We start from the raw sequence: 21,828 nt of genomic DNA, 5'->3' as shown, positions 1-21,828 counted from the left end.
CGCCCTGATTGCGTGCGGAACGCGGTTTTTCGACCAACCGCCACGCCTCGGATCACCTCTGCGTCAACGCAGGACGCGCAGGGCTGGACGCAGGCCCCGCCCGGTCTAGACTTCCGCGCGACGCCTGATCGAAACCCGGAGGATACCCGCATGAAAACGCCGATGCTCTCGCGCCGCCATATGATCGCCAGCGCCGTGACGCTGCCGCTGCTCCCGGCCTTTGCCGCCCCCGCCCGGGCCGCGGCCGAAATGATGGGGGCCTCAACCCCCGTGCATAACCGGTTCAAACTCGGGGATTTCGAGGTAACGACATTGCTGTCGGGCACCCGCACCGTTGAGAACGTATCGGAAATCTTCGGGCTGAACGCCGATCCGGCCGAATTTGCCGCCGTGTCCGAGGCGGCCTTCCTGCCTGCCGACCGGGCGCAGTTCTTCTTCACCCCGACACTGGTGAATACCGGGGCCGAGCTTGTACTGTTCGATGCCGGGCTTTCGCCCGAAGGGATTACTGCCGCGCTGGCAGCCGCAGGCTACACCCCCGATCAGGTGGATGTTGTCGTGCTGACCCATATGCATGGTGACCATATCGGCGGGCTGATGGGCGATGCCGGGCCGACCTTCGCCAATGCCCGCTATGTGACGGGTGCCGCCGAACACAATCACTGGATGGCGGCAGGCAATGAGGGTTTTGACACATCTGTGCGCCCGCTGAACGACCAGATGACCTTTCTTGACGATGGCGGCAGCGTGGCGCCGGGACTGACGGCAGTGCTGGCGGCGGGCCATACGCCCGGCCATATGGGCTATATGATCGACAGCGGCGACCGGCAGATGATGCTGATTGCGGATCTCGCCAATCACCCGGTCTGGTCGCTGGCCCATCCCGACTGGGAGGTGCGCTTCGACATGGACAAGGAGGCTGCAGCCGCCAGCCGCCGCCGCGTGCTGGACATGCTGGCCGCCGACCGGGTGCCGATGATCGGCTATCACATGCCCTTCCCCGCCATGGGCCATGTCGAGACCCGGGGCGACGGGTTCCATTATGTGCCGATGGCCTATCAGATGATGCTGGAGGGCTGAGACAGTCCGCGCTTGGGGGGCGGCCGCGTCCCGCCCCCCATCCATCGCTTCCTTCGATACCCGCTCCGCCTCACTCTAGAACCGCAGGTCCCGCAATGCAAAACGGGCCGCGCGTCGCGCAGCCCGTCGGGATGTTGTGATTGCTGGCCCGGCGCCGTTCAGCCCCGGATCTTGCCCGCCATTTTCAGCAGACGCTTCGTCTGATGCGCGATGGCCGCCTTGGCCTTGTCATCCACATCCGTGCCAGCGGTATGGCTGTAGCCATAGGGATTGCCTCCGGTGGCGCCGACAGATTCATCCGTATATCCCGGTGCCACGATGACCGAGCCCCAATGCATGAAGGTGGTGTAAAGGCCCAGAATCGTCGCCTCCTGCCCGCCATGGGGATTTTGCGCCGAGGTCATTGCGCTGACCGCCTTGTCGGCCAGCTTGCCCTGTGACCACATCCCGCCCAGCGTGTCGATGAAGGCGCGCAACTGCGAGGGCGCGGCCCCGAAACGGGTGGGGGCGGAAAAGAGATAGGCATCGGCCCATTCCATATCCTCGGGCGTCGCCGCCTTGTATTTCGAGGCCGCCTCGGTCTCGGCCTTCCAGGCATCCTGACCGTTCACCACATCGGCGGGGGCGGTCTCGGCAATGCGCAGCAGGCGCACATCGGCCCCTTCGGTCCGGGCGGTTTCGGCAGCGGCCTCGGCCATTGCGCGGTTATGGCCATAGGTTGAATAAAACAGGATCGCGAGCTTGGTCATGCGGATCTCCCTCAGATGCTCCGGGGCAGTCCCGGATGATACGATGTTACCCGATCAACCTAATCCTCTGCGCCGGGCCGTCCTAGTCCCGCTGCGCGCATGGGATCTGTGCAGAAATGCATTTGATCCGTAACAATTATCGAAAACCGAACATATCTGAACGATCTCAGGTCGGATCGCGCCAGCGGTTGACCAGCGGATAGCGCCGGTCCAGCCAGAAGGCGCGGCGTGTCAGCCGTGTTCCGGGTGCGGATTGAAAGCGTTTGTATTCCGATAGATAGACCAGACGCTCCACCTGTTTGACCGTTTCACGCGCGAAGCCCGCTTCCACCAGATCGGCAACCGACAGGTCATTGTCGACCAGCCCTTCCAGAATGGCATCCAGCACGGGATAGGGGGGCAGGCTGTCCTCATCCTTCTGATCCGGGCGCAGTTCCGCCGAGGGGGGTTTCTCGATGACGCGCGGCACGATCACCTCCCCCTCCGGGCCTTGCATCCAGGGCCGGTGATGGATGTTGCGCCAGCGGCAGGTCTCGAACACCCTTGTCTTGTACAGATCCTTGATCGGGTTATAGCCGCCCGCCATGTCGCCATAGATCGTGGCATAGCCCACAGCCACCTCGGATTTGTTGCCGGTGGTCAGCAGCATTTCCCCGAACTTGTTCGACAGCGCCATCAGCATCACACCGCGCAGGCGCGACTGGATATTCTCTTCGGTCAGATCCGGTCTTGTCCCCTCGAACAGCGGGGCCAGCGCCTCGGTCACCGCCGCGCGCGGACCCGCGATGGGAACGTAATCATAGCGGCAGCCCAGACGTTCCGCGACGGCACGGGCATCTTCCAGCGATGCCTCGGAGGTATATTCCGAAGGCAGCATCACGCAGCGCACATTCGCCGCCCCGATCGCATCCACCGCGATGGCCGCGACCAGCGCCGAATCGATCCCGCCCGAAAGCCCCAGCAGCACCTTGCGGAACCCGGTCTTGGCCAGATAGTCGCGCAAGGACAACACCATCGCGTGATAATCGGCCTCCCATTCATCGGGTTGCGGCGCCAGATCGCCGGGCAGCACCTGCCAGCCGCCGCCCTCGGCAGCGGGCTTCCTGGTGAAATCGACATGGGCGAACCCTTCGGCAAAGGCGGGCATCTGCACCCGCAGCCGACCGCCCGTGTCCAGCACGAAGGACGCCCCGTCGAACACCTGATCGTCCTGCCCGCCCACCATGTTGAGATAGACGAGCGGCAGCCCGGTCTCGACCACCCGCGCCACCATCAAGGATTGCCGCAGGCCCAGCTTGCCCCGGTGATAAGGCGATCCGTTGGGCACGACCAAGATCTCGGCGCCGGTCTCGGCCAGCGTCTCGGCTACATCGGCAAACCAGCTGTCCTCACAGATCGGGGTGCCGATCCGCATGGGCCCGACGACATAGGGCCCGTTGACCTCGGCCGAGGAAAACAACCGTTTTTCGTCGAAAACATTGTCATTGGGCAGATGATGTTTCAGCACCGTGGCCGTGATCTGCCCGCCCTTGAGCACATACCACGCATTGTAAAGCCGCCCGGCCCGCAGATGCGGCCCGCCGATGCCGATGGCAGGCCCCTCGGCGCATTGCCCGGCCAGCGTCTCGATCGCGGCAATCGCCTCGGCCACGAAGGCAGGGCGCTGGATCAGGTCCTGCGTCTGATAGCCGGTGATGAACATTTCCGGCAGGGCCAGCATGTCGGCCCCGGCGTCACGCGCGGTCTGCCATGCGGCGCGGGCCATTTCGGTATTGGCCGCGATGGCCCCGACGGTCGGGTTGAGCTGTGCCAGCGTCAGGCGGAAACGGTCGGCCATGGGCAGTCCTTCGCGAATTACATTGCAGGCAGGTTTAGCAGGTTGCCGCGCAAGGGAAAGGGCAGGCAAGGCATCGGGGCCGCCTGCGCTTGTCATGGGGGGGGACGGACGGCTAACCTGTCGCCGGAACAGGGCGGGCCTTCTTTGACCAAGGCGCGCGCGGCAGCGGGGAATGGCGACGGATGAATGGCAGAGCAATAGGGCGGCGGTTCCGAGGGGCGATTGTCGCGGGGGTTCTGACCCTTGGCGCGGCAACCGCGACAAGCGCGCAGGACGGCGTCGTCACCAAGCAATATGACGACGGCTCGGTCTATGAGGGCACGTTCCGCGATGGCCGCCAGCACGGCACCGGCACCTATACGCTGCCCAATGGCTACAGCTATACCGGCGACTGGGTGAATGGTGAGATCCGGGGCAATGGCACGGCCCGCTTTCCCAACGGATCCGTCTATGAAGGCGCCTTTGCCGCAGGCAAGCCCGAGGGTCAGGGCCGCATCACCTATGCCGATGGCGGCAGCTATGACGGCGAATGGCGCGACGGGCGGATCACCGGCACGGGCACCGCACGCTTTGCCGATGGGTCAGTCTATACCGGCGATTTCGTCGACGGGGTGCATCAGGGGCAAGGCAGGCTGGAGGATGGCAAGGGCTATGTCTATGAAGGCGCATGGGTCGAGGGCCGCAAGGAAGGCACCGGGCGCATCACCTATCCCGATGGCGCCAGCTATGAGGGCGATCTTGTCGCCGGGGAACGCGAGGGGCAGGGCACGCTGATCATGCCCGACGGTCTGACCTATGCGGGCGAATGGCAGGGCGGGCAGATCAACGGCACCGGCAAGCTGACCCAGCCCAATGGCGACACCTATGAAGGCACCTTTGTCAATGGCCAGCGGGTCGGCGAGGGGCGCGTGACCTATGGCAATGGCGACAGCTATGAGGGCGAGTTTGCCGCCGATCAGCGCCATGGGCAGGGCGTGTTCCGCGGCCCCGACGGCTATGTCTATGAAGGCGACTGGCGTGAAGGCAAGATCGCGGGCAGCGGCAAGGTCACCTATCCCGACGGCGCGGTCTATGAGGGCAGTTTTGCCGATGACCAGCCCGAGGGGCAGGGCCGGATCACCTATGCCGACGGGGCCGGCTATGAGGGGGCGTGGTCCGGCGGTGTGATCGAGGGCGAGGGCCGCGCCACCTATGCCAACGGGCAGGTCTATGAAGGCGGCTTCGTTTCGGCCCGCTTTCATGGCGAGGGCGTCATGACTTTCCCCGACGGGTTCCGCTATGAGGGCGAATGGCAGAATGGTCAGCGTCAGGGCCGGGGCATCGCGACCTATCCCGATGGCACGGTCTATAGCGGCGATTTCCGCAATGGAGAGCGTCACGGCAGCGGTGAGGTCACCATGCCGGACGGGTTCAGCTATATCGGCGACTGGGTCGAAGGCCGGATCGAGGGGCGCGGGATCGCGACCTATGCCACGGGCGATGTCTATGAGGGCGACTTCGTGGATGGCAAACGGCAGGGACAGGGCGTGCTGCGCTATGCCGATGGCCAGCAGAGCGCCGGGGAATGGACCAACGGCCTGCTGACCGCCCCTGCCCCGCCCGGGGCCGATGAGGCCGGAGATGAGGCCGGAGATACGGGGGAGAATGCGACAGGCGAGGCCGCCACTACCCCATGATTTCCCCCATCACCGCCGCATAGGGTCGGCGGAAACAACAGGGTGAAGGGGGCGCGGCCCCCCTCTTTGGCTGCGCCAAATTCACCCCCTGGGATATTTGAAGACAGAAAAAGCTGTTGAAAGGTTCTTTGGGGATCACCCGGCCCGATTGATCCTGCACGCTGGATTTCTCAGAAACCCCGCCCCTGTTCCGGGTGCCCACAGCCCGAAAGGCGCGATTTTCGCTTTCCTTTCGGAAATCCCTGCGTATAAACGATGCCATGACACGGGTTCCGCATATCCATTTCCGCGCGCCGCAGGGCGCCCCGGCCGCCCGTGGCCTGCTTCTCCTTAGTCTTCTCTGAGCGTGCCCTCGGGTGCGACCGCTCGGAGATGACCAGCACCCGATACGCCCCGCCCCGACAAGGCCCCCGCAAGGGATCACCTGACAGGGCACCCGGCCCAGGCTGACGGACAAAGCAAGAAGAGATACCCCATGACCGACCAGACCACGCAACCCCGCGTCCTGATTTTCGACACCACCCTGCGCGACGGCGAACAGTCACCCGGCGCCACCATGACCCATGAGGAAAAGCTGGAAATCGCCGATCTTCTGGATGAGATGGGCGTCGATATCATCGAGGCAGGCTTTCCCATCGCCTCCGAAGGCGATTTCGCTGCGGTTTCCGAGATTTCCAGACGGGCGAAACAGGCCACGATCTGCGGCCTCAGCCGCGCCAATTACAAGGATATCGACCGCTGCTGGGAGGCCGTGCGCCATGCGAAATCCCCGCGGATCCATACATTCATCGGCACCTCGCCCCTGCATCGGGCGATTCCGAACCTGACGATGGATGAGATGGCCGAGCGGATCCATGACACGGTGACCCATGCGCGCAACCTGTGCGACAATGTGCAATGGTCGCCGATGGATGCCACGCGGACCGAGCATGACTATCTGTGCCGCGTGGTGGAAATCGCGATCAAGGCCGGTGCCACGACGATCAACATTCCCGACACCGTGGGCTACACCGCGCCGCGCGAAAGCGCCGATCTGATCCGCATGTTGCTGGAGCGCGTGCCGGGGGCGGAGACGATCACCTTCGCGACCCATTGCCACAACGATCTGGGCATGGCGACCGCGAACAGCCTTGCCGCAGTCGAGGCGGGCGCGCGGCAGATCGAATGCACCATCAACGGTCTGGGTGAACGCGCGGGCAATACCGCGCTGGAAGAGGTGGTCATGGCGCTGAAGGTGCGCAATGACATCATGCCCTACAGCACCCGGATCGACACGCGCCGCCTGATGCATATCTCGCGCCGGGTTTCCACCGTCTCGGGCTTTGCGGTGCAGTTCAACAAGGCCATTGTCGGCAAGAACGCCTTTGCGCATGAATCCGGCATCCATCAGGATGGAATGCTGAAAAACGCCGAAACCTTCGAGATCATGCGTCCCGAGGATATCGGCCTTTCGGGCACCTCGCTGCCGCTGGGCAAGCATTCGGGCCGCGCGGCACTGCGCGCCAAGATGAAAGATCTGGGCGTCGATCTGGCCGATAACCAGCTCAATGATCTTTTCGTACGATTCAAGGCGCTGGCCGACCGCAAGAAAGAGGTTTTTGACGATGACCTGCTGGCGCTGGTTCAGGACGCCGATACCAGCGAGGCGCATGACACGCTGCAGGTCAAACGCCTGCGCGTGGTCTGCGGCACCGAGGGCCCGCAAGAGGCGGAACTGACGCTGTCCATCGACGGTGAGGATCATTCCATCGATGCGACCGGTGACGGTCCGGTGGATGCGGCCTTCAACGCGGTCAAGATGATCTTCCCGCATGGGGCGCGGCTGCAGCTTTATCAGGTCCATGCCGTGACCGAAGGCACCGACGCGCAGGCCACGGTTTCGGTCCGCATCGAAGAGGAAGGCCGCATCGCCACCGGTCAATCGGCCGATACCGACACGGTCGTGGCCAGTGTCAAGGCCTATGTCAACGCGCTGAACCGGCTGATCGAACGGCGCAAGAAGGCCGAGGTCGGCTATGACGTGAAAACCGTCAGCTACAAGGACAGGGGCTGAAACACCCCGGTTCCGACCGGGGTGACGGAAAATTCACTGAAATCGTAAAATTGTAGAAATCGAACATTCGGGCGGTCTTCGGACCGCCCTTTTGCACTTTGGTCCGATCACTTTTTCATTCCTTCAATAATCACCGCCCTATGCCCGCATCCCTTCGGCGGTCCGGCGCCCATCGTACGCGGTCCGGGCACTTTCCCTCCTTCCCGGCTGGTCGTATAGGGTTCGCTTGCGCCGACTCGCCGGTGCCCCGCCCTTCGCATCAAGAGGATTGCCTTGGCATGAGATTTCTTTCCGGTCTTTTCTCGTCCGACATGGCCATCGACCTCGGCACGGCAAACACGCTGGTCTATGTGCGCGGCAAGGGCATCGTGCTGAACGAACCCTCGGTCGTGGCCTATCATGTCAAGGACGGCAAGAAGCAGGTTCTGGCGGTGGGTGAGGATGCCAAGCTGATGCTGGGCCGCACCCCCGGCAGCATCGAGGCGATCCGCCCGATGCGCGACGGGGTCATCGCCGATTTCGACACGGCGGAAGAGATGATCAAGCATTTCATCCGCAAGGTCCACAAGCGCACGACCTTCAGCAAACCCAAGATCATCGTCTGTGTGCCCCATGGGGCGACGCCGGTTGAGAAACGCGCGATCCGGCAGTCTGTGCTGTCGGCGGGCGCACGGCGCGCGGGCCTGATTGCCGAACCCATCGCGGCGGCCATCGGCGCAGGCATGCCGATCACCGATCCGACCGGCAATATGGTCGTCGATATCGGCGGCGGCACGACCGAGGTTGCCGTGCTGTCCTTGGGCGATATCGTCTATGCGCGGTCGGTCCGCGTCGGCGGCGACCGGATGGATGAGGCGATCATTTCCTATCTGCGGCGCCATCAGAACCTGCTGATCGGTGAATCCACCGCCGAACGGATCAAGACCTCGATCGGCACGGCCCGGATGCCCGACGACGGGCGCGGCTCGGCCCTGCAGATCCGCGGGCGCGACCTGCTGAACGGCGTGCCGAAGGAAACCGAGATCAGTCAGGCCCAGGTGGCCGAGGCGCTGGCCGAACCCGTGCAGCAGATCTGCGACGCGGTGATGCAGGCGCTTGAGGCGACCCCCCCCGACCTTGCCGCCGATATCGTAGATCGCGGCGTGATGCTGACCGGGGGCGGGGCGCTGCTGGGCGATCTGGACCTTGCGCTGCGCGAACAGACCGGTCTTTCGATCTCGGTCGCCAATGAGTCACTCAATTGTGTGGCGCTCGGCACCGGAAAGGCGCTGGAATATGAAAAACAGCTCCGGCATGTCATAGATTACGACAGCTGACGCCCGACCCGGAACCCTGACCCGAGTCCCGGCGCGACCCTGAGAGGCCAAGGTGGCGAACAACCGGACAACGCCCGAGGACTATACCCGCCCGATCCGCCGCATTCTGGTGGGCGGGCTGGTCATGCTGCTTGTGGTGCTTTTCCTGATCTGGCGGATCGACAGCCCCCGCGTGGAACGGTTCCGCGTGGTGCTGGTCGATACATTCGTGCCCAGTTTCGAATGGGCACTGGTGCCGGTCACGAAAGTCGTCGGCATGGTTGAAGGCTTCCGGTCCTATGCCAGCCTTTATGAACAGAACCGCGAACTGCGCCGCGAATTGCAGCAGATGAAGGCCTGGCGTGAGGCGGCGCTGCAACTGGAACAGAAGAACGCGCGGCTGATGGATCTCAATCAGGTGCGGCTGGATCCCAAGCTGACCCATGTGACGGGCGTGGTCATGGCCGACAGCGGCAGCCCCTTCCGCCAGTCAGTGCTGCTGAATGTCGGCGCCCGTGACGGCATCCGCGACGGCTGGGCCACAATGGACGGGCTGGGGCTGGTCGGGCGCATCTCGGGCGTCGGGCACCGCACCGCACGGGTGATCCTGCTGACCGACAGCAACAGCCGCATCCCGGTCACCGTGCAGCCCTCGGGGCAGCGCGGGCTTTTGTCCGGGGACAACAGCCCGATCCCGCCGATCGAGTTTCTGGAAAAGCCCGATCTGGTGCGCCCCGGCGATCAGGTCGTGACCTCGGGCGATGGCGGGGTGTTTCCGGCGGGGCTGCTGGTGGGGTCTGTGGTGCAGGGCAATGACCGCCGCCTGCGCATCCGGCTGGCCGCCGATTATGAACGGCTGGAATTCCTGCGCGTGCTGCGCAGCCATGAAATCGAGCCGATCACCGATCCCGGCGGCCTGATCGCGGCCCCCATTGCCGCCCCCGAGATCGACAGCGAGAACCCCGAAGGGGCGACCGGCGCCGCAGCCCCCCTGCCCGCCCGGCCCCTGCCCGCAACCGCCGAGACCGCTGCCGATGGCTGAGGCGCTGCGCGGCAATATCTGGCTTTACCGGGCGGCGTTTCTGCTGTTCTGGGTCATGCTGCTGATGCTGCGGCTGCTGCCGCTGGGCGGGCAGGCCGGGGAATGGCCGGGCCCCGATCTGCTGCTGTGCCTGATGCTGGCATGGGTCACGCAGCGCCCCGACCATCTGCCCGTTCTGATGATCGCAGGCGTCATGCTGGTCGAGGATCTGCTGCTGATGCGCCCCCCCGGGCTCTGGACTGCGTTGGTCGTTCTGGCGACCGAATTCCTGCGCGCGCGGTCGGCGCTGACGCGCGAACTGGGGTTTACCGCTGAATGGCTGCTGATCGCGGTGGTGATGCTGGCCATGCTGCTGGGCTACCGGCTGGTCTTTGCGGTTGCCTTTCTGGAACAACCCGCGCTGGGTTTCGCACTGGTGCAGACCATCGCCTCGATCCTGTGTTATCCTGCGGTGGTCGGCGCGCTGCGCCTTGCGATCAACCTGCGCAAACCTTCGGCCGGGGAGGTCGATGCCATGGGGAGACGGCTGTGAGACGATCCGCCCGCGACACCGATGAAAGCGCCCGCCATATCACGCGGCGTGCCCTGTTCATGGGCGGCTCGATGGCCGCCGTGGCCGCCATTCTGGGCGCAAGAATGCGACATATGCAGGTCGATCAGGCCGATCAGTTCCGCCTGCTGGCCGAGGATAACCGCATCTCGATCCGGCTGATCCCGCCCGCGCGCGGTCTGATCCAGGACCGCAACGGCAAGCTGATCGCCGGGAATGAGCAGAATTTCCGCGTGGTCATCAGCCGTGAGGACGCGGGCGATGTCGAGGACGTTCTGGAAAAGCTGACCGAATTCCTGCCGATCTCGGCCGAGGATCAGGACCGCGCGCTGAAAGAGGCACAGCGCCGATCCCCGCTGCCGATCATCGTCGCCGACCGGCTTAGCTGGGAGGACGTGTCGAAAGTCGCCATCAACGCCCCCGCCCTGCCCGGCGTGACGCCGGAATTCGGGCTGAGCCGGATCTATCCCCGCGACGCCGATTTCGCCCATGTCGTGGGCTATGTCGGCCCGGTCAGTGAAAATGACCTTGCCAAGCTGGAAACCCCCGATCCGCTGCTGCAGACCCCGAAGTTTCAGATCGGCAAGATCGGGGTCGAAACATGGATGGAAAGCGATCTGCGCGGCCGGGCCGGGAACCGCAGGGTCGAGGTCAATGTGCTGGGCCGCATCATGCGCGAACTGAGCCGGCAAGAGGGTGATGCCGGGGCCGATATCCGGCTGACCATCGACGCGGATGTGCAGAATTACGCGCAGGCCCGGCTGGGGGACGAAAGTGCGGCGGGCATCGTCATGGATGTGCAGACCGGCGATCTGGTGGCCATCGCCTCGGCCCCCTCTTTCGATCCCAACCTTTTCGTGCGCGGCATCTCGCATCGTGACTACAACGCGCTGATGGAGAATGACCACCGCCCGCTGGCCAATAAATCGGTGCAGGGCGCCTATCCGCCCGGATCGACCTTCAAGATGGTGACGGCGCTTGCCGCCCTTGAGGCCGGGGTGATTACCGCCTCCACCTCGGTGAACTGCCCCGGTCATTACGAGGTGGGCGGCCGCCGCTTTCATTGCTGGCGGCGCGGCGGACATGGGCGTGTGTCGCTGGAACGCAGCCTCGCCGAAAGCTGCGACGTCTATTATTACGACATCGCGCTGAAGGTGGGGATCGACAAGATTGCCGAAATGGGCCGCAAGCTGGGGCTTGGCATGCGCCATGACATCCCCATGTCCGCGATCACCGAAGGGTTGATGCCCAATCACGCCTGGAAACAGGAACGCTATAACGAGGTCTGGCGCATCGGCGATACGGTCAATGCCTCGATCGGGCAGGGCTATGTGCTGACATCACCGCTGCAACTGGCGGTGATGACCGCGCGGCTTGCCACAGGGCGCGAGATTGTTCCCCGGCTGATTCATGCCATTGACGGGCAGGTGCAGCCGATACCGGAAGCCACGGATCTGGGCCTGACCCCCAGCCACCTGCGCGCTGTGCAGGAAGGCATGTTCGCCGTCCATAACACCCAGCGCGGGACGGCCTATTCCACGCGGATCGAGGAACGCACGATGCGCGTCGCGGGCAAGACCGGCACAAGTCAGGTGCGCAATATTTCTGCCGCCGAACGGGCGCGCGGCGTGATATCGAATGATCAGCTGCCCTGGAACCGGCGTGACCATGCGCTTTATGTCGGCTACGCCCCGCATGACGCGCCGCGCTATGCGGTGTCGGTCGTGGTGGAACATGGTGGCGGCGGCGGTACGGCGGCGGCCCCCATCGGCCGCGATCTGCTGCTGCGGGCATTGCATGACGGCATCCCGCCTGCCAGCGCCTATCCCGCCTCGCAGCGCAACCGCATCGACGCGATGCATCGCGATCTGAACCTGCGGGATCCTGACAGCGGCACGCCCGGCACGTCGCGCGCCTGAGATCCGGGAAAATTGCGATGAGTTTTCTTGAATACCGTCTCAAGACCGCGCCGACCGGCGCCCGCAAGATCCTGCATCTGAACTGGGCGCTGGTGCTGCTGCTGGCCGCCATCGCCTCGGTCGGGTTCCTGATGCTTTATTCAGTCGCGGGTGGGCGGATCGAGGTCTGGTCCGAGCCGCAGATGAAGCGTTTTGCGGCGGGGCTGGTGGTGATGTTTTTCATCGCCTTCGTGCCGATCTGGTTTTGGCGCAACATGGCGGGGCTGGCCTATGCGCTGTCACTGCTTTTGCTGCTGGGGGTCGAGTTCTTTGGCACGGTCGGCATGGGCGCACAGCGCTGGATCGAGATCGGCCCTTTGCGCCTGCAGCCTTCGGAACTGACGAAGATCACATTGGTGATGCTGCTTGCGGCCTATTACGACTGGCTGGACATCAAGAAAACCTCGCGACCGCTCTGGGTGCTCATTCCGGTTGCGCTGATCCTGTTGCCGGTGGCGCTGGTGATGGGGCAGCCCGATCTGGGCACGGCATTGCTGTTGCTGGGCGGCGGCGCGGTGGTGATGTTCTGCGCGGGCGTTCACTGGCTGTATTTCGCAGTGGTGGCCGGGCTGGGCGGCGGAGGCGTGGCGGCGGTCCTGACGTCACGCGGCACCGAATGGCAATTGCTGAAAGATTACCAATATCGCCGCATCGACACCTTCCTTGATCCCAGTCAGGACCCGCTGGGTGCGGGCTATCACATCAGTCAGGCCAAGATCGCTCTGGGTTCGGGCGGCTGGACCGGGCGCGGCTTCATGCAAGGCACGCAGTCGCGGCTGAACTTCCTGCCCGAAAAGCACACCGATTTCATCTTCACCACTTTGGCCGAGGAATTCGGTTTCATCGGCGGCATTTCCCTTCTGATCCTCTATGTGCTGGTGCTGGCGTTCTGTATTGCCTCGGCAATCCAGAACAAGGACCGGTTTGCGAGCCTTGTGACATTGGGCATCGCTGCGACGTTCTTCTTCTATTTCGCGGTCAATATGCTGATGGTGATGGGACTGGCGCCGGTTGTGGGCGTGCCCCTGCCGCTGGTCAGCTATGGCGGATCCTCGATGCTGGTGTTGCTGGCGGCATTCGGCATCGCGCAAAGTGCGCATGTCCACCGGCCCCGATAGGCCGCGCAGCCCGTTGGGCGTGACAAGCCCTGCAAAGGTCCGCAAGGCTTGAACAGTGTGCCATGGGATGCGACACCTTGCAGGAAAGCCCGGAAAGGACCGACATGCCCCTGATCTATTTCGCCGCAGGCGCCGCGCGCTGGCCCGCCTATGAAGCGCCGCTGAAGGCCGCCCTGAACGAGGCCGGCATCGTGGCAGAGCTGACGCCCGACCGTCCCGCCGATCCGGCATCGGTTGATTACATCATCTTTGCACCGGGCGGTGAGATCACCGATTTTTCGCCCTTCACCGGCGCCAAGGCGGTGCTGAACCTCTGGGCCGGGGTGGAAAACATCGTCGGCAATCAAACCCTGATCCAGCCCCTTGCGCGCATGGTGGATCCCGCACTGACCGCCGGGATGGTGGAATGGGTCACCGGCCATGTGCTGCGTCACCACCTTGGCATGGACCGCTATATCGTCAATCCCGATCACATCTGGGATGCGACCTGCCCGCCGATTGCCCCCGAACGCCCCGTCGCGATGCTGGGCATGGGCGAACTGGGGCTGGCCTGCGCGCACGCGCTGAGTGGGCTTGGCTTTCCGGTCACAGGCTGGTCGCGCAGCCCGAAATCCATTTCCGGCTTGCCCTCGGAGCATGGCGAGGACGGGCTGCGCCGCTTGCTGAAAACCGCGCAGATCGTCGTGCTGCTGCTGCCGAAAACGCCCGGAACCGAGAATATCCTGAATGCCGAACGGCTGGCGCTGCTGCCCGATGGGGCCTGCATCGTGAACCCCGGCCGGGGCGCGCTGATCGAGGATGACGCGCTGTTGGCGGAACTGGATGCCGGGCGGCTGGGCCATGCCACGCTTGATGTGTTCCGCGTCGAACCCCTGCCCAAGGATCATCCGTTCTGGTCCCATCCCCGCGTGACCGTCACCCCCCATATCGCCGCCGAAACCCGCCCCGCCTCGGCCAGCCGGGTGATCGTGGAAAACATCTGCCGCGCCGAAGCGGGGCAGCCGCTGCTGCATCTGGTGGACCGCGCGCGCGGCTACTGATGGTGGCCGCTGACGCCCCGCCTTCCCGCCAAAACGGCATCGCCTGTCGGGAACGGAACAGACCGGTCCCCGCCCCCCGGCCAGTCTGACGCCGCAAGCGGAGGGTGGCGATGACTTACGGGCCGGGCGTCGTGCTGGTGGTGGTGGCGTCAGTGCTGTGGTCGGCCATGGGCCTTGTCATCCGCCAGATCGACGAGGCCGGAACATGGGCGATCCTGTTCTGGCGCTCGGCGGGGATGGTGCCGGTTCTGCTTGCCTTCATCGCATGGCGCAATGGCGGCGCGCTGATCGCGCCCCTGCGCCGCGTGGGCTGGCCGGGGCTGGTGGGCGGGCTTGGGCTTGTCGCGGCCTTTGCGGGCGCAATCTATGCCATTCAGGCAACCACCGTCGCCAACGCGGTCTTTCTCTTCGCAGCCTCGCCCTTTCTTGCAGCGGTTCTGGGCTTTCTGCTGCTGGGCGAAAGCGTGCGCAGCGCGACATGGGCAGCCATTGCGCTGGCGGGCATCGGCATTTTCCTGATGGTGCGCGAGGGGCTGTCGATGGGCGCGCTTACGGGCAATCTGGCGGCGCTTCTCTCAGCCGCCGGTTTTGCCACCTTCACCCTGTCGCTGCGCTGGGGACGGCTGAACGACATGTTGCCCGCGATTGCGCTTGGAGGGGTGATGTCGATGATCGCGGCGGCGCTGGTGCTGACCGTGCAGCCCGGCACGCTAGCCGTGCCGCCCCGCGACATCGTGATTTCAATGGGCATGGGGGCGGGACTGCTGGCCGCCGGAATGATGCTTTATACGCTGGGCAGCCGCGTGATCCCTGCCGCCGAACTGACGCTGCTGACCATGGTCGAGGTGATGCTGGCCCCGGTCTGGGTCTGGGCGCTGATGGGCGAAACCGCCAGTCCCGGCACTCTGGCGGGGGGCGCAGTGCTGATGACTGCCGTCGCCTTCAACGCCTTGTCTGGCATGCGCCGCCGCCCGCTTGCGCCCCCGATCCCGCCCGTTTGATGGCCCTGCCGAAGGGGGCTGGCGTCGCGCATTTCCCCGCGCTAGCCTTGCCCGATTGCCCCCGGACGCGCCCGACGAAGGGCACATCCGCAAGCCGTGTGAAACCGGCAGGGGGACGAACAGGGAAACAGCAAGGGAGAGGCCGGACATGCCCGGAAACATGACGCTGGATGAGTTGAAAACCGCTGCCGATACCGGTGAGATCGACACCGTGATCGCCGCTGCCATCGACATGCAGGGACGTCTGACCGGCAAACGCTTCCACGTCCGCAACTTCCTTGAAACGGCATGGGAGGAAACCCATTGCTGCAACTATCTCATCGCCACGGATATGGAGATGAACACGGTGCAGGGGTATCGCTCCACCTCATGGCAGGCGGGATACGGCGATTATGTCATGAAGGCGGACCTGTCCACTCTGCGCCGGGTGCCCTGGCTGCCCGCAACCGCGCTGGTGATCTGTGACCATCTGGACCATCACAGCCACGAACCCGTCCCCCATTCCCCCCGCGCGGTGCTGAAACGGCAGGTCGAACGCGCCCGCGCCCTGGGGTTTGATCCGATCATGGCGACGGAGCTTGAGTTTTACCTGTTCCAGAACAGCTATGAATCCCTGCGCGACAGTATCCAGCAGACAGGTGGCATCCGCGATCTGCGCACCATGGCCGCGCATAATGCCGATTACCAGATCTTCCAGACCACGATGGAGGATGACGTGATGCGCGCCATCCGCAACGGGCTATACGGCGCGAATATCCCCGTCGAATGTTCCAAGGGTGAAGCCGATGCCGGGCAGGAAGAAATCAACATCCGCTATTCCGATGCGCTGGACACGGCCGACAACCATTCGATCACCAAGACCGGGGTGAAGGAAATCGCATGGGCCAAGGGCCGGTCGGTGACCTTCATGGCGAAATATGACCATCGCCGGGCGGGATCATCGAGCCATGTGCATCAGTCGCTGTGGTCGGACGGCAAACCCGCTTTTCGCGACGAAAACGGCGAACATGGCATGTCCGACACGATGCGCCATTTCCTTGCGGGCCAACTGGAGCATATCGGCGATATCACCGCCTTCCTTGCCCCTTATGTGAACAGCTACAAACGATTCACTGTCGGCATGTTCGCCCCCACCAAGGCGGTCTGGTCCTGCGACAACCGCACGGCGGGCTTCCGCGTCTGCGGCGCGGGCACCAAGGGCGTGCGCGTCGAATGCCGGATCGGCGGGGCCGATCTGAACCCCTATCTGGCGCTGGCGGCCTTGCTGGCGGCCGGGCTGGACGGGATCGAACGCAAGCTGCCGCTTGAGCCGGAACTGAAGGGCGACATGTATCAGGCCGAAGGCATGCGTGCGATTCCCGCCACGCTTGACGAGGCGGCGAAACGGATGCACGGATCGGCCATGCTGCGCAAAGCCTTCGGCGATGAGGTGATCGACCATTACCACCACGCAGCGATGTGGGAGGTTTCCGAACATAACCGCGTGGTGACCGATTTTGAGGTCAACCGCCTGATGGAACGCGCCTGAGCGCCGGCGCCCAACCCGGGCCCAAACCCGGGAACCCCAAGAGGACAGATATGAACCCGATCCAGCTGATTTCCCCCGTCGATGGCTCTGTCTGGGCCGAACGGATACCGCTTGCGCCCGATGCCGCGCGGCAGGCCGTCGAGAAGGCGCGCGCCGCACAAAAGGACTGGGCCGCCCGCCCGCTGGAGGAGCGCATCGCGCTGGTCCGGGCCGGTGTCGCGAAACTGGAGGAAAAGAAGGATCTTCTGGTTGAGGAACTGGCATGGCAGATGGGCCGCCCCACCCGCTATGGCGGTGAATTCGGCGGAGTGCGCGACCGTGCCGACTACATGGCCTCGATCGCGGCCGAGACGCTGGCCCCGAAAGTGGTCGAAGACAGTGACCGCTTTCACCGCGCGCTGCACCGTGCGCCGGTCGGCGTGGTGTTCATCGTGGCACCGTGGAACTATCCATATCTCACCACGATCAACACGCTGGCCCCGGCCCTGATCGCGGGCAATACGGTGGTACTGAAACATGCCAGCCAGACGCTTCTGGTCGGGGAACGGCTGGCCGAGGCGTTCCACGCGGCGGGCGTGCCTGCGGATGTGTTCCAGAACCTTGTGCTGGACCATGCCACGACCGAAAGCCTGATCGCGGGCCGCGCCTTCGATTTCGTCAATTTCACCGGCTCGGTCAGGGGCGGTCAGGCGATGGAACGCGCCGCAGCGGGCACCTTCACCGCGATGGGGCTGGAACTGGGCGGCAAGGATCCCGGCTATGTCCGCGCCGATGCCGATCTGGATGCGGCGGTGGACGGGCTAATGGATGGCGCGATGTTCAATGCCGGGCAATGCTGCTGCGGGATCGAACGGATCTATGTCCATGAAAGCCTGTATGACGCCTTTGTCGAAAAGGCCGTGGACTGGGTGAAGGGTCTGCGGCTGGGCAATCCTTTCGCGCCCGAAACCACGCTGGGGCCGATGGCCAATGCCCGCTTTGCCCGTGTCGTGCGCGAACAGGTGGCCGAGGCCGTGGTGGCGGGCGCGCGCGGGCTGATCGACCCGGCCCTGTTTCCCGCCGATGATGGCGGTGCCTATCTGGCGCCGCAGATCCTTGTCGATGTGACCCATTCCATGCGCGTCATGACCGAGGAAAGTTTTGGCCCCGTTGTTGGAATCATGAAAGTTTCCGGCGACGATGAGGCGATTTCCCTTATGAATGACAGCCCCTATGGACTGACATGTTCGATATGGACAAAAGATGCCGGGGCCGCCGCCGAAATCGGCGCGCAGTTGGAAACCGGGACCGTCCTGATGAACCGCTGCGATTACCTTGATCCCGCGCTGTGCTGGACCGGCTGCAAGGATACCGGGCGCGGCGGATCGCTGTCCTATCTGGGCTTCCATTCGGTGACGCGGCCTAAATCCTACCATCTCAAACAGGTGACGAAATGACCCAAGCTGTTCCCAACCGGAACTGGTCCTATCCCACGGCCATCAAGTTCGGCGCGGGCCGGATCGCGGAACTGGCCGATCATGCGCGCGCGGCCGGAATGGCGCGCCCGCTCTTGGTCACCGACAAGGCGCTGGCAACCCTGCCGATCACGGCGGCGGCACTGGATGTGCTGGAGGGGGCCGGGCTGGGCCGCGCCCTGTTTTCCGAGGTCGATCCGAACCCGAATGAGGGCAATATGGCTGCCGGTATCGCCGCCTACAAGGCAGGTGGCCATGACGGGGTGATCTGTTTCGGCGGCGGCTCGGCGCTGGATCTGGGCAAGATGATCGCGCTGATGGCGGGGCAGCGGGCCGATCTTTCGGTCTGGGATCTGGAAGATGTCGACGATTGGTATACGCGCGCGGATGAGGCGAAAATCGCGCCGATCCTTGCCGTGCCCACCACCGCAGGCACCGGGTCCGAGGTCGGGCGCGCAGGCGTTCTGACCAATTCGGAAACCCATAAGAAGAAGATCATCTTCCATCCCAAACTGATGCCCGCGATCACGATCTGCGATCCGGAACTGACCGTTGGCATGCCCGCCTTCATCACGGCGGGCACCGGCATGGATGCGCTGGCGCATTGCCTTGAGGCCTATTGCAGCCCCTTCTACCACCCGATGTCGCAGGGCATCGCGCTGGAAGGGATGCGGCTGGTCTTTGAAAACCTGCCCCGCGTCTATACCAACCCGACCGACCTGATGGCCCGCGCGCATATGATGTCCGCCGCCGCCATGGGGGCGGTCGCCTTCCAGAAAGGGCTGGGGGCGATCCATTCGCTGTCCCATCCGGTCGGCGCGGTCTATGGCACCCATCACGGCACCACCAATGCGGTCGTCATGCCGATGGTGCTGGATTTCAACCGCGCCGCCATTGAGGATCGCATCATCGCGGCCTCGGCCTATCTGGGCATCGCGGGCGGTTTCGACGGGTTCCGCGCAAGGATCATGAGCCTGCGGACCGAGCTTTCGATCCCCGGAAACCTGACCGCTTTGGGCGTGAAGGCCGCGGATCTGGACAGGCTGACCGATATGGCGCTGGAAGATCCGTCCTGCGGCGGCAATCCGGTCGAAATGACGAAAGACAATACCCGCGCCCTGTTCGAAACCTGTCTGTGACCTCTTGGGTCGGCGCCGTTCTGTCTTCGGCGCTGACGATGACCGGGGGGCATACCGGAAACCGGTCAAGGGGGCTGTCTGCCCCCTCCCGGCCTTGCGGGCTGGTTCACCCCCGCCAGTTCATTCACAAGGGTATTTGTTCAAGGTGAAAGCGTGGATGGTGTTTCACCGGGGCGGGCAAAGCGCCATTCACTGACCTGCTGCCAGTCCTGCCCGGGTTGCAGCATTATGGGCGGAAATTCGGGCCGGTTTGGTGCATCCGGCCAGAATTGAGGCTCGATCGCCAGCGCCTGATAGCCCGGGCGCTGATCATAGATCTGCAGGCCCGGTTCGGTTGTGGCCAGCGTCAGCGACACGCCCGAACGCCCCTCCAGCCACAGCACATCGCGCAGTTTCCCCCGCGCGCGGGACAGGCAGAAATTCGTATCAAGCGGTGGCTGGCCCGGTTCGATCAGCCGCGGCGCGCGGAAATCGAAACCGCTTTCCGCCACCGGCAGCAGCCGCCCCGTCGGCAGCAGGGCGGCATCCACCTCGGTCACATGGTCGGCATTGATGCACAGGCGCTGCCCCGCAATGCCGCCCGGCCCGTCAAGGGTCCAATAGCCGTGATGCGCCGGATTGGCGACTGTCGGCGCATCGGTCTGCATGGTGATGGTCAGGCGCAGCGTCGCGGGGGCCTGCAGGCCATAAGTGGCGCGGATCACCCGATTGCCGGGAAAGCCGCCTTCCCCATCGGCCAACGCGCAGTGCAGCACCAGCCGGTCGGGGCGATGATCCGCAATCTGCCAGAGGCGGCGATGCAGGCCCGACGGGCCGGAATGCAAGGTCGCCCCCGGTTCACTGTCAATCTCGAACCGGTGTTCCCGCCCGTCGATCACCGCCCGCGCACCGCTGATGCGATTGGCAACCGGCCCGACGATGGCCCCGTGAAAGCGCATGTCGGGAAAGAAATCCGCCATCCGCTGAACACCATGGGTCAGGTCATGCGCGACGCCCGCAAGACGGACCGAGCGCAGCGCCGCCCCCCATGTCAGGATCTCGGCCTGCAGATTGCCAGCGCTCAGGGTCACGCCATGAACCAACGCGTTATCGGGTGCCTTGCCGAAATCCCGGATCATCCTGCCAGCCCTTTGCCCTGATCTATGCGCCCCTTGCCTTGCCGGGAATCACACCAAGGTCAAGGGGCGGGGCCTTATCCCCGGGTCAGGCAGTCGGTGATCGTGGTGGCAAGACCGCGCATCAGATCTTCATAAAGCATGGGTCCTGGGGTCAGCGCGGCCCCGGCCGGGTCCAGAAGGCCGCCGATCCGCACGCCGGTGCCTTCGGCCATCTGCTCCAGCAAAGCCGGATCATGGCCCGCCTCGGGGAAGGCACAAAGGGCAAAGCCGCCCTCAAGCCCCGCGCGCAACTCGCGCAACCGCGCCGCACCGGGGGAGGAGGCATCGCCCAGTCGCACCGCGCCTGCAACATTCAGACCGAATTCATGCGCGAAATAGCCATAGGCATCGTGGAACACGACGAAAGGGCGGTCCTGCACCGGGGCAAGCGTCGCGGCAATCTCGGCCTCAAGGGTGGCGATACGGTCAGCCCCGGCCGTGGCATTGGCGGCATAGGTGGCGGCGTTATCGGGATCAAGACGCGAAAGCTCGGCGGCGATCAGACCCAGCCAATGTCCGGCATTGTGCGGATCAAGCCAAGCGTGCGGGTCAATTCCGTCATGGGAATGTCCGGAATGATCATGTCCGGCGTGATCCTCATGCGCGTGGTCGTGGTCGTGACCCGGTTCCCCGGCATGGTCATGATCATGATCATCATGTGCGTGGTCATGGTCATGGCCTTCATGCTCCGCGTCATGGTCATGCTCACCGTGGTCGTGACCGTCATGCCCGGGTTCTGCGTCCTGCGCCGCGCCGAAGTCACGCAACCGCGTGCCCTCGGTCTCCAGCAGCGTCAGGCGCGGGACATCGGCACCAAGCCCCGTCAAGGCGCGGTCCATCCAGGGCGCCATGGCCGCGCCCGCCCAGATGGCAAGCTGCGCCTCGGCGATCATCGCCGCCTGTGACGGGCGCAGTTGCAGATCATGCGCATTGCCGCCCCTGTCCATCACAAGCCCCGGTTCCCCCAGATCGCCCAGCACCATGGCGACAAGGGAATGGACCGGCGGCACATCCGTCACGACACGCGGCACTTCGGCAAGGGCAGCGGTCGAGGTCAGAAGGCTGGCCAGCGAAAGGGCTATGGTATAACGCATGGAAACATCCTCAGGGCTTGTTGGGTCGGCCCCTCATATCTATGTAATATCATAACA

At 64.4% G+C, this 21,828-nt stretch carries 17 protein-coding genes; 13 read left to right on the top strand and 4 right to left on the bottom strand.

Annotated elements, in window-relative coordinates; all coding sequences use genetic code 11:
• Window positions 1–150: 150 nt before the first annotated feature.
• Entirely contained in the window at window positions 151–1,080 is a 930-nt protein-coding gene (locus JL811_RS13055; protein WP_202689142.1) for an MBL fold metallo-hydrolase, read from the top strand.
• Between the two features lie 158 nt (window positions 1,081–1,238).
• Here JL811_RS13055 and wrbA read toward each other — a convergent pair whose 3' ends face one another.
• Together wrbA and JL811_RS13045 are read right to left on the bottom strand one after the other, a co-directional pair.
• Complete coding sequence (gene wrbA / locus JL811_RS13050) at window positions 1,239–1,829, bottom strand: NAD(P)H:quinone oxidoreductase (RefSeq protein ID WP_202689141.1); 591 nt, start codon at window positions 1,827–1,829, stop codon at window positions 1,239–1,241.
• A 166-nt stretch (window positions 1,830–1,995) separates the two neighbouring features.
• The gene (locus tag JL811_RS13045; protein WP_202689140.1) at window positions 1,996–3,666 is read right to left on the bottom strand and encodes an NAD+ synthase; all 1,671 of its coding nucleotides are present in this window, start codon (window positions 3,664–3,666) and stop codon (window positions 1,996–1,998) included.
• A gap of 182 nt (window positions 3,667–3,848) precedes the next feature.
• Here JL811_RS13045 and JL811_RS13040 point away from each other — a divergent pair, with 182 nt between their 5' ends.
• From JL811_RS13040 to JL811_RS12985, 12 genes are all read left to right on the top strand, one after another.
• On the top strand, window positions 3,849–5,342 hold the full coding sequence (locus tag JL811_RS13040; protein ID WP_202689139.1) for an MORN repeat-containing protein: 1,494 nt from the start codon (window positions 3,849–3,851) through the stop codon (window positions 5,340–5,342).
• Window positions 5,343–5,817: 475 nt separating this feature from the next.
• Complete coding sequence (locus JL811_RS13035) at window positions 5,818–7,395, top strand: 2-isopropylmalate synthase (protein ID WP_202689138.1); 1,578 nt, start codon at window positions 5,818–5,820, stop codon at window positions 7,393–7,395.
• A 278-nt stretch (window positions 7,396–7,673) separates the two neighbouring features.
• Window positions 7,674–8,711 carry a rod shape-determining protein gene (locus JL811_RS13030; RefSeq protein ID WP_202689137.1) on the top strand — a complete coding sequence of 346 codons (1,038 nt, stop codon included), beginning with the start codon at window positions 7,674–7,676 and terminating at the stop codon, window positions 8,709–8,711.
• 52 nt (window positions 8,712–8,763) lie between these two features.
• A complete protein-coding gene (gene mreC, locus JL811_RS13025) occupies window positions 8,764–9,732 on the top strand; it encodes a rod shape-determining protein MreC (protein ID WP_202689136.1) in 969 nt (322 codons plus the stop codon).
• Window positions 9,725–10,264, top strand: a complete 540-nt coding sequence (locus JL811_RS13020) for a rod shape-determining protein MreD (RefSeq protein WP_202689135.1) — start codon at window positions 9,725–9,727, stop codon at window positions 10,262–10,264. The genes mreC and JL811_RS13020 overlap by 8 nt, the downstream gene beginning before the upstream one ends.
• Entirely contained in the window at window positions 10,261–12,201 is a 1,941-nt protein-coding gene (mrdA, locus tag JL811_RS13015) for a penicillin-binding protein 2 (protein WP_202689134.1), read from the top strand. Before JL811_RS13020 ends, mrdA begins: the two co-directional genes overlap by 4 nt.
• A 17-nt stretch (window positions 12,202–12,218) precedes the next feature.
• The gene (rodA, locus tag JL811_RS13010) at window positions 12,219–13,358 is read left to right on the top strand and encodes a rod shape-determining protein RodA (protein ID WP_202689133.1); all 1,140 of its coding nucleotides are present in this window, start codon (window positions 12,219–12,221) and stop codon (window positions 13,356–13,358) included.
• A 104-nt stretch (window positions 13,359–13,462) separates the two neighbouring features.
• Window positions 13,463–14,398 carry a 2-hydroxyacid dehydrogenase gene (locus JL811_RS13005; protein WP_202689132.1) on the top strand — a complete coding sequence of 312 codons (936 nt, stop codon included), beginning with the start codon at window positions 13,463–13,465 and terminating at the stop codon, window positions 14,396–14,398.
• Between the two features lie 110 nt (window positions 14,399–14,508).
• Complete coding sequence (locus tag JL811_RS13000; RefSeq protein ID WP_202689131.1) at window positions 14,509–15,399, top strand: DMT family transporter; 891 nt, start codon at window positions 14,509–14,511, stop codon at window positions 15,397–15,399.
• A 148-nt stretch (window positions 15,400–15,547) separates the two neighbouring features.
• Window positions 15,548–16,927: a glutamine synthetase family protein gene (locus JL811_RS12995; RefSeq protein ID WP_202689130.1), complete on the top strand. Its 1,380-nt coding sequence runs from the start codon at window positions 15,548–15,550 to the stop codon at window positions 16,925–16,927.
• Between the two features lie 50 nt (window positions 16,928–16,977).
• A complete protein-coding gene (locus tag JL811_RS12990) occupies window positions 16,978–18,363 on the top strand; it encodes an aldehyde dehydrogenase family protein (protein WP_202689129.1) in 1,386 nt (461 codons plus the stop codon).
• Window positions 18,360–19,520: an iron-containing alcohol dehydrogenase gene (locus JL811_RS12985; RefSeq protein WP_202689128.1), complete on the top strand. Its 1,161-nt coding sequence runs from the start codon at window positions 18,360–18,362 to the stop codon at window positions 19,518–19,520. The genes JL811_RS12990 and JL811_RS12985 overlap by 4 nt, the downstream gene beginning before the upstream one ends.
• A gap of 140 nt (window positions 19,521–19,660) precedes the next feature.
• Here JL811_RS12985 and JL811_RS12980 read toward each other — a convergent pair whose 3' ends face one another.
• Window positions 19,661–20,638, bottom strand: a complete 978-nt coding sequence (locus JL811_RS12980) for an aldose epimerase family protein (RefSeq protein WP_202689127.1) — start codon at window positions 20,636–20,638, stop codon at window positions 19,661–19,663.
• Window positions 20,639–20,712: 74 nt separating this feature from the next.
• Entirely contained in the window at window positions 20,713–21,771 is a 1,059-nt protein-coding gene (locus tag JL811_RS12975) for a zinc ABC transporter substrate-binding protein (protein ID WP_202689126.1), read from the bottom strand.
• Window positions 21,772–21,828 lie beyond the last annotated feature (57 nt).

This window comes from Szabonella alba, assembly GCF_016765775.1.
GTDB classification, from domain to species: domain Bacteria; phylum Pseudomonadota; class Alphaproteobacteria; order Rhodobacterales; family Rhodobacteraceae; genus Szabonella; species Szabonella alba.
Note: the sequence above shows the minus strand (reverse complement) of the source record. Positions and strands in the feature narration are given on the sequence as shown.

Coding starts and splice junctions, on each gene's coding strand:
- JL811_RS13035 (WP_202689138.1), top strand. CDS start 5,818: ATGACCGACCAGACCACGCAACCCCGCGTCCTGATTTTCGACACCACC.
- JL811_RS12995 (WP_202689130.1), top strand. CDS start 15,548: ATGCCCGGAAACATGACGCTGGATGAGTTGAAAACCGCTGCCGATACC.
- JL811_RS12990 (WP_202689129.1), top strand. CDS start 16,978: ATGAACCCGATCCAGCTGATTTCCCCCGTCGATGGCTCTGTCTGGGCC.
- JL811_RS13055 (WP_202689142.1), top strand. CDS start 151: ATGAAAACGCCGATGCTCTCGCGCCGCCATATGATCGCCAGCGCCGTG.
- JL811_RS13000 (WP_202689131.1), top strand. CDS start 14,509: ATGACTTACGGGCCGGGCGTCGTGCTGGTGGTGGTGGCGTCAGTGCTG.
- JL811_RS12980 (WP_202689127.1), bottom strand. CDS start 20,638: ATGATCCGGGATTTCGGCAAGGCACCCGATAACGCGTTGGTTCATGGC.
- wrbA (WP_202689141.1), bottom strand. CDS start 1,829: ATGACCAAGCTCGCGATCCTGTTTTATTCAACCTATGGCCATAACCGC.
- rodA (WP_202689133.1), top strand. CDS start 12,219: ATGAGTTTTCTTGAATACCGTCTCAAGACCGCGCCGACCGGCGCCCGC.
- JL811_RS13005 (WP_202689132.1), top strand. CDS start 13,463: ATGCCCCTGATCTATTTCGCCGCAGGCGCCGCGCGCTGGCCCGCCTAT.
- JL811_RS13020 (WP_202689135.1), top strand. CDS start 9,725: ATGGCTGAGGCGCTGCGCGGCAATATCTGGCTTTACCGGGCGGCGTTT.
- JL811_RS13045 (WP_202689140.1), bottom strand. CDS start 3,666: ATGGCCGACCGTTTCCGCCTGACGCTGGCACAGCTCAACCCGACCGTC.
- JL811_RS13040 (WP_202689139.1), top strand. CDS start 3,849: ATGAATGGCAGAGCAATAGGGCGGCGGTTCCGAGGGGCGATTGTCGCG.
- JL811_RS12975 (WP_202689126.1), bottom strand. CDS start 21,771: ATGCGTTATACCATAGCCCTTTCGCTGGCCAGCCTTCTGACCTCGACC.
- JL811_RS12985 (WP_202689128.1), top strand. CDS start 18,360: ATGACCCAAGCTGTTCCCAACCGGAACTGGTCCTATCCCACGGCCATC.
- JL811_RS13030 (WP_202689137.1), top strand. CDS start 7,674: ATGAGATTTCTTTCCGGTCTTTTCTCGTCCGACATGGCCATCGACCTC.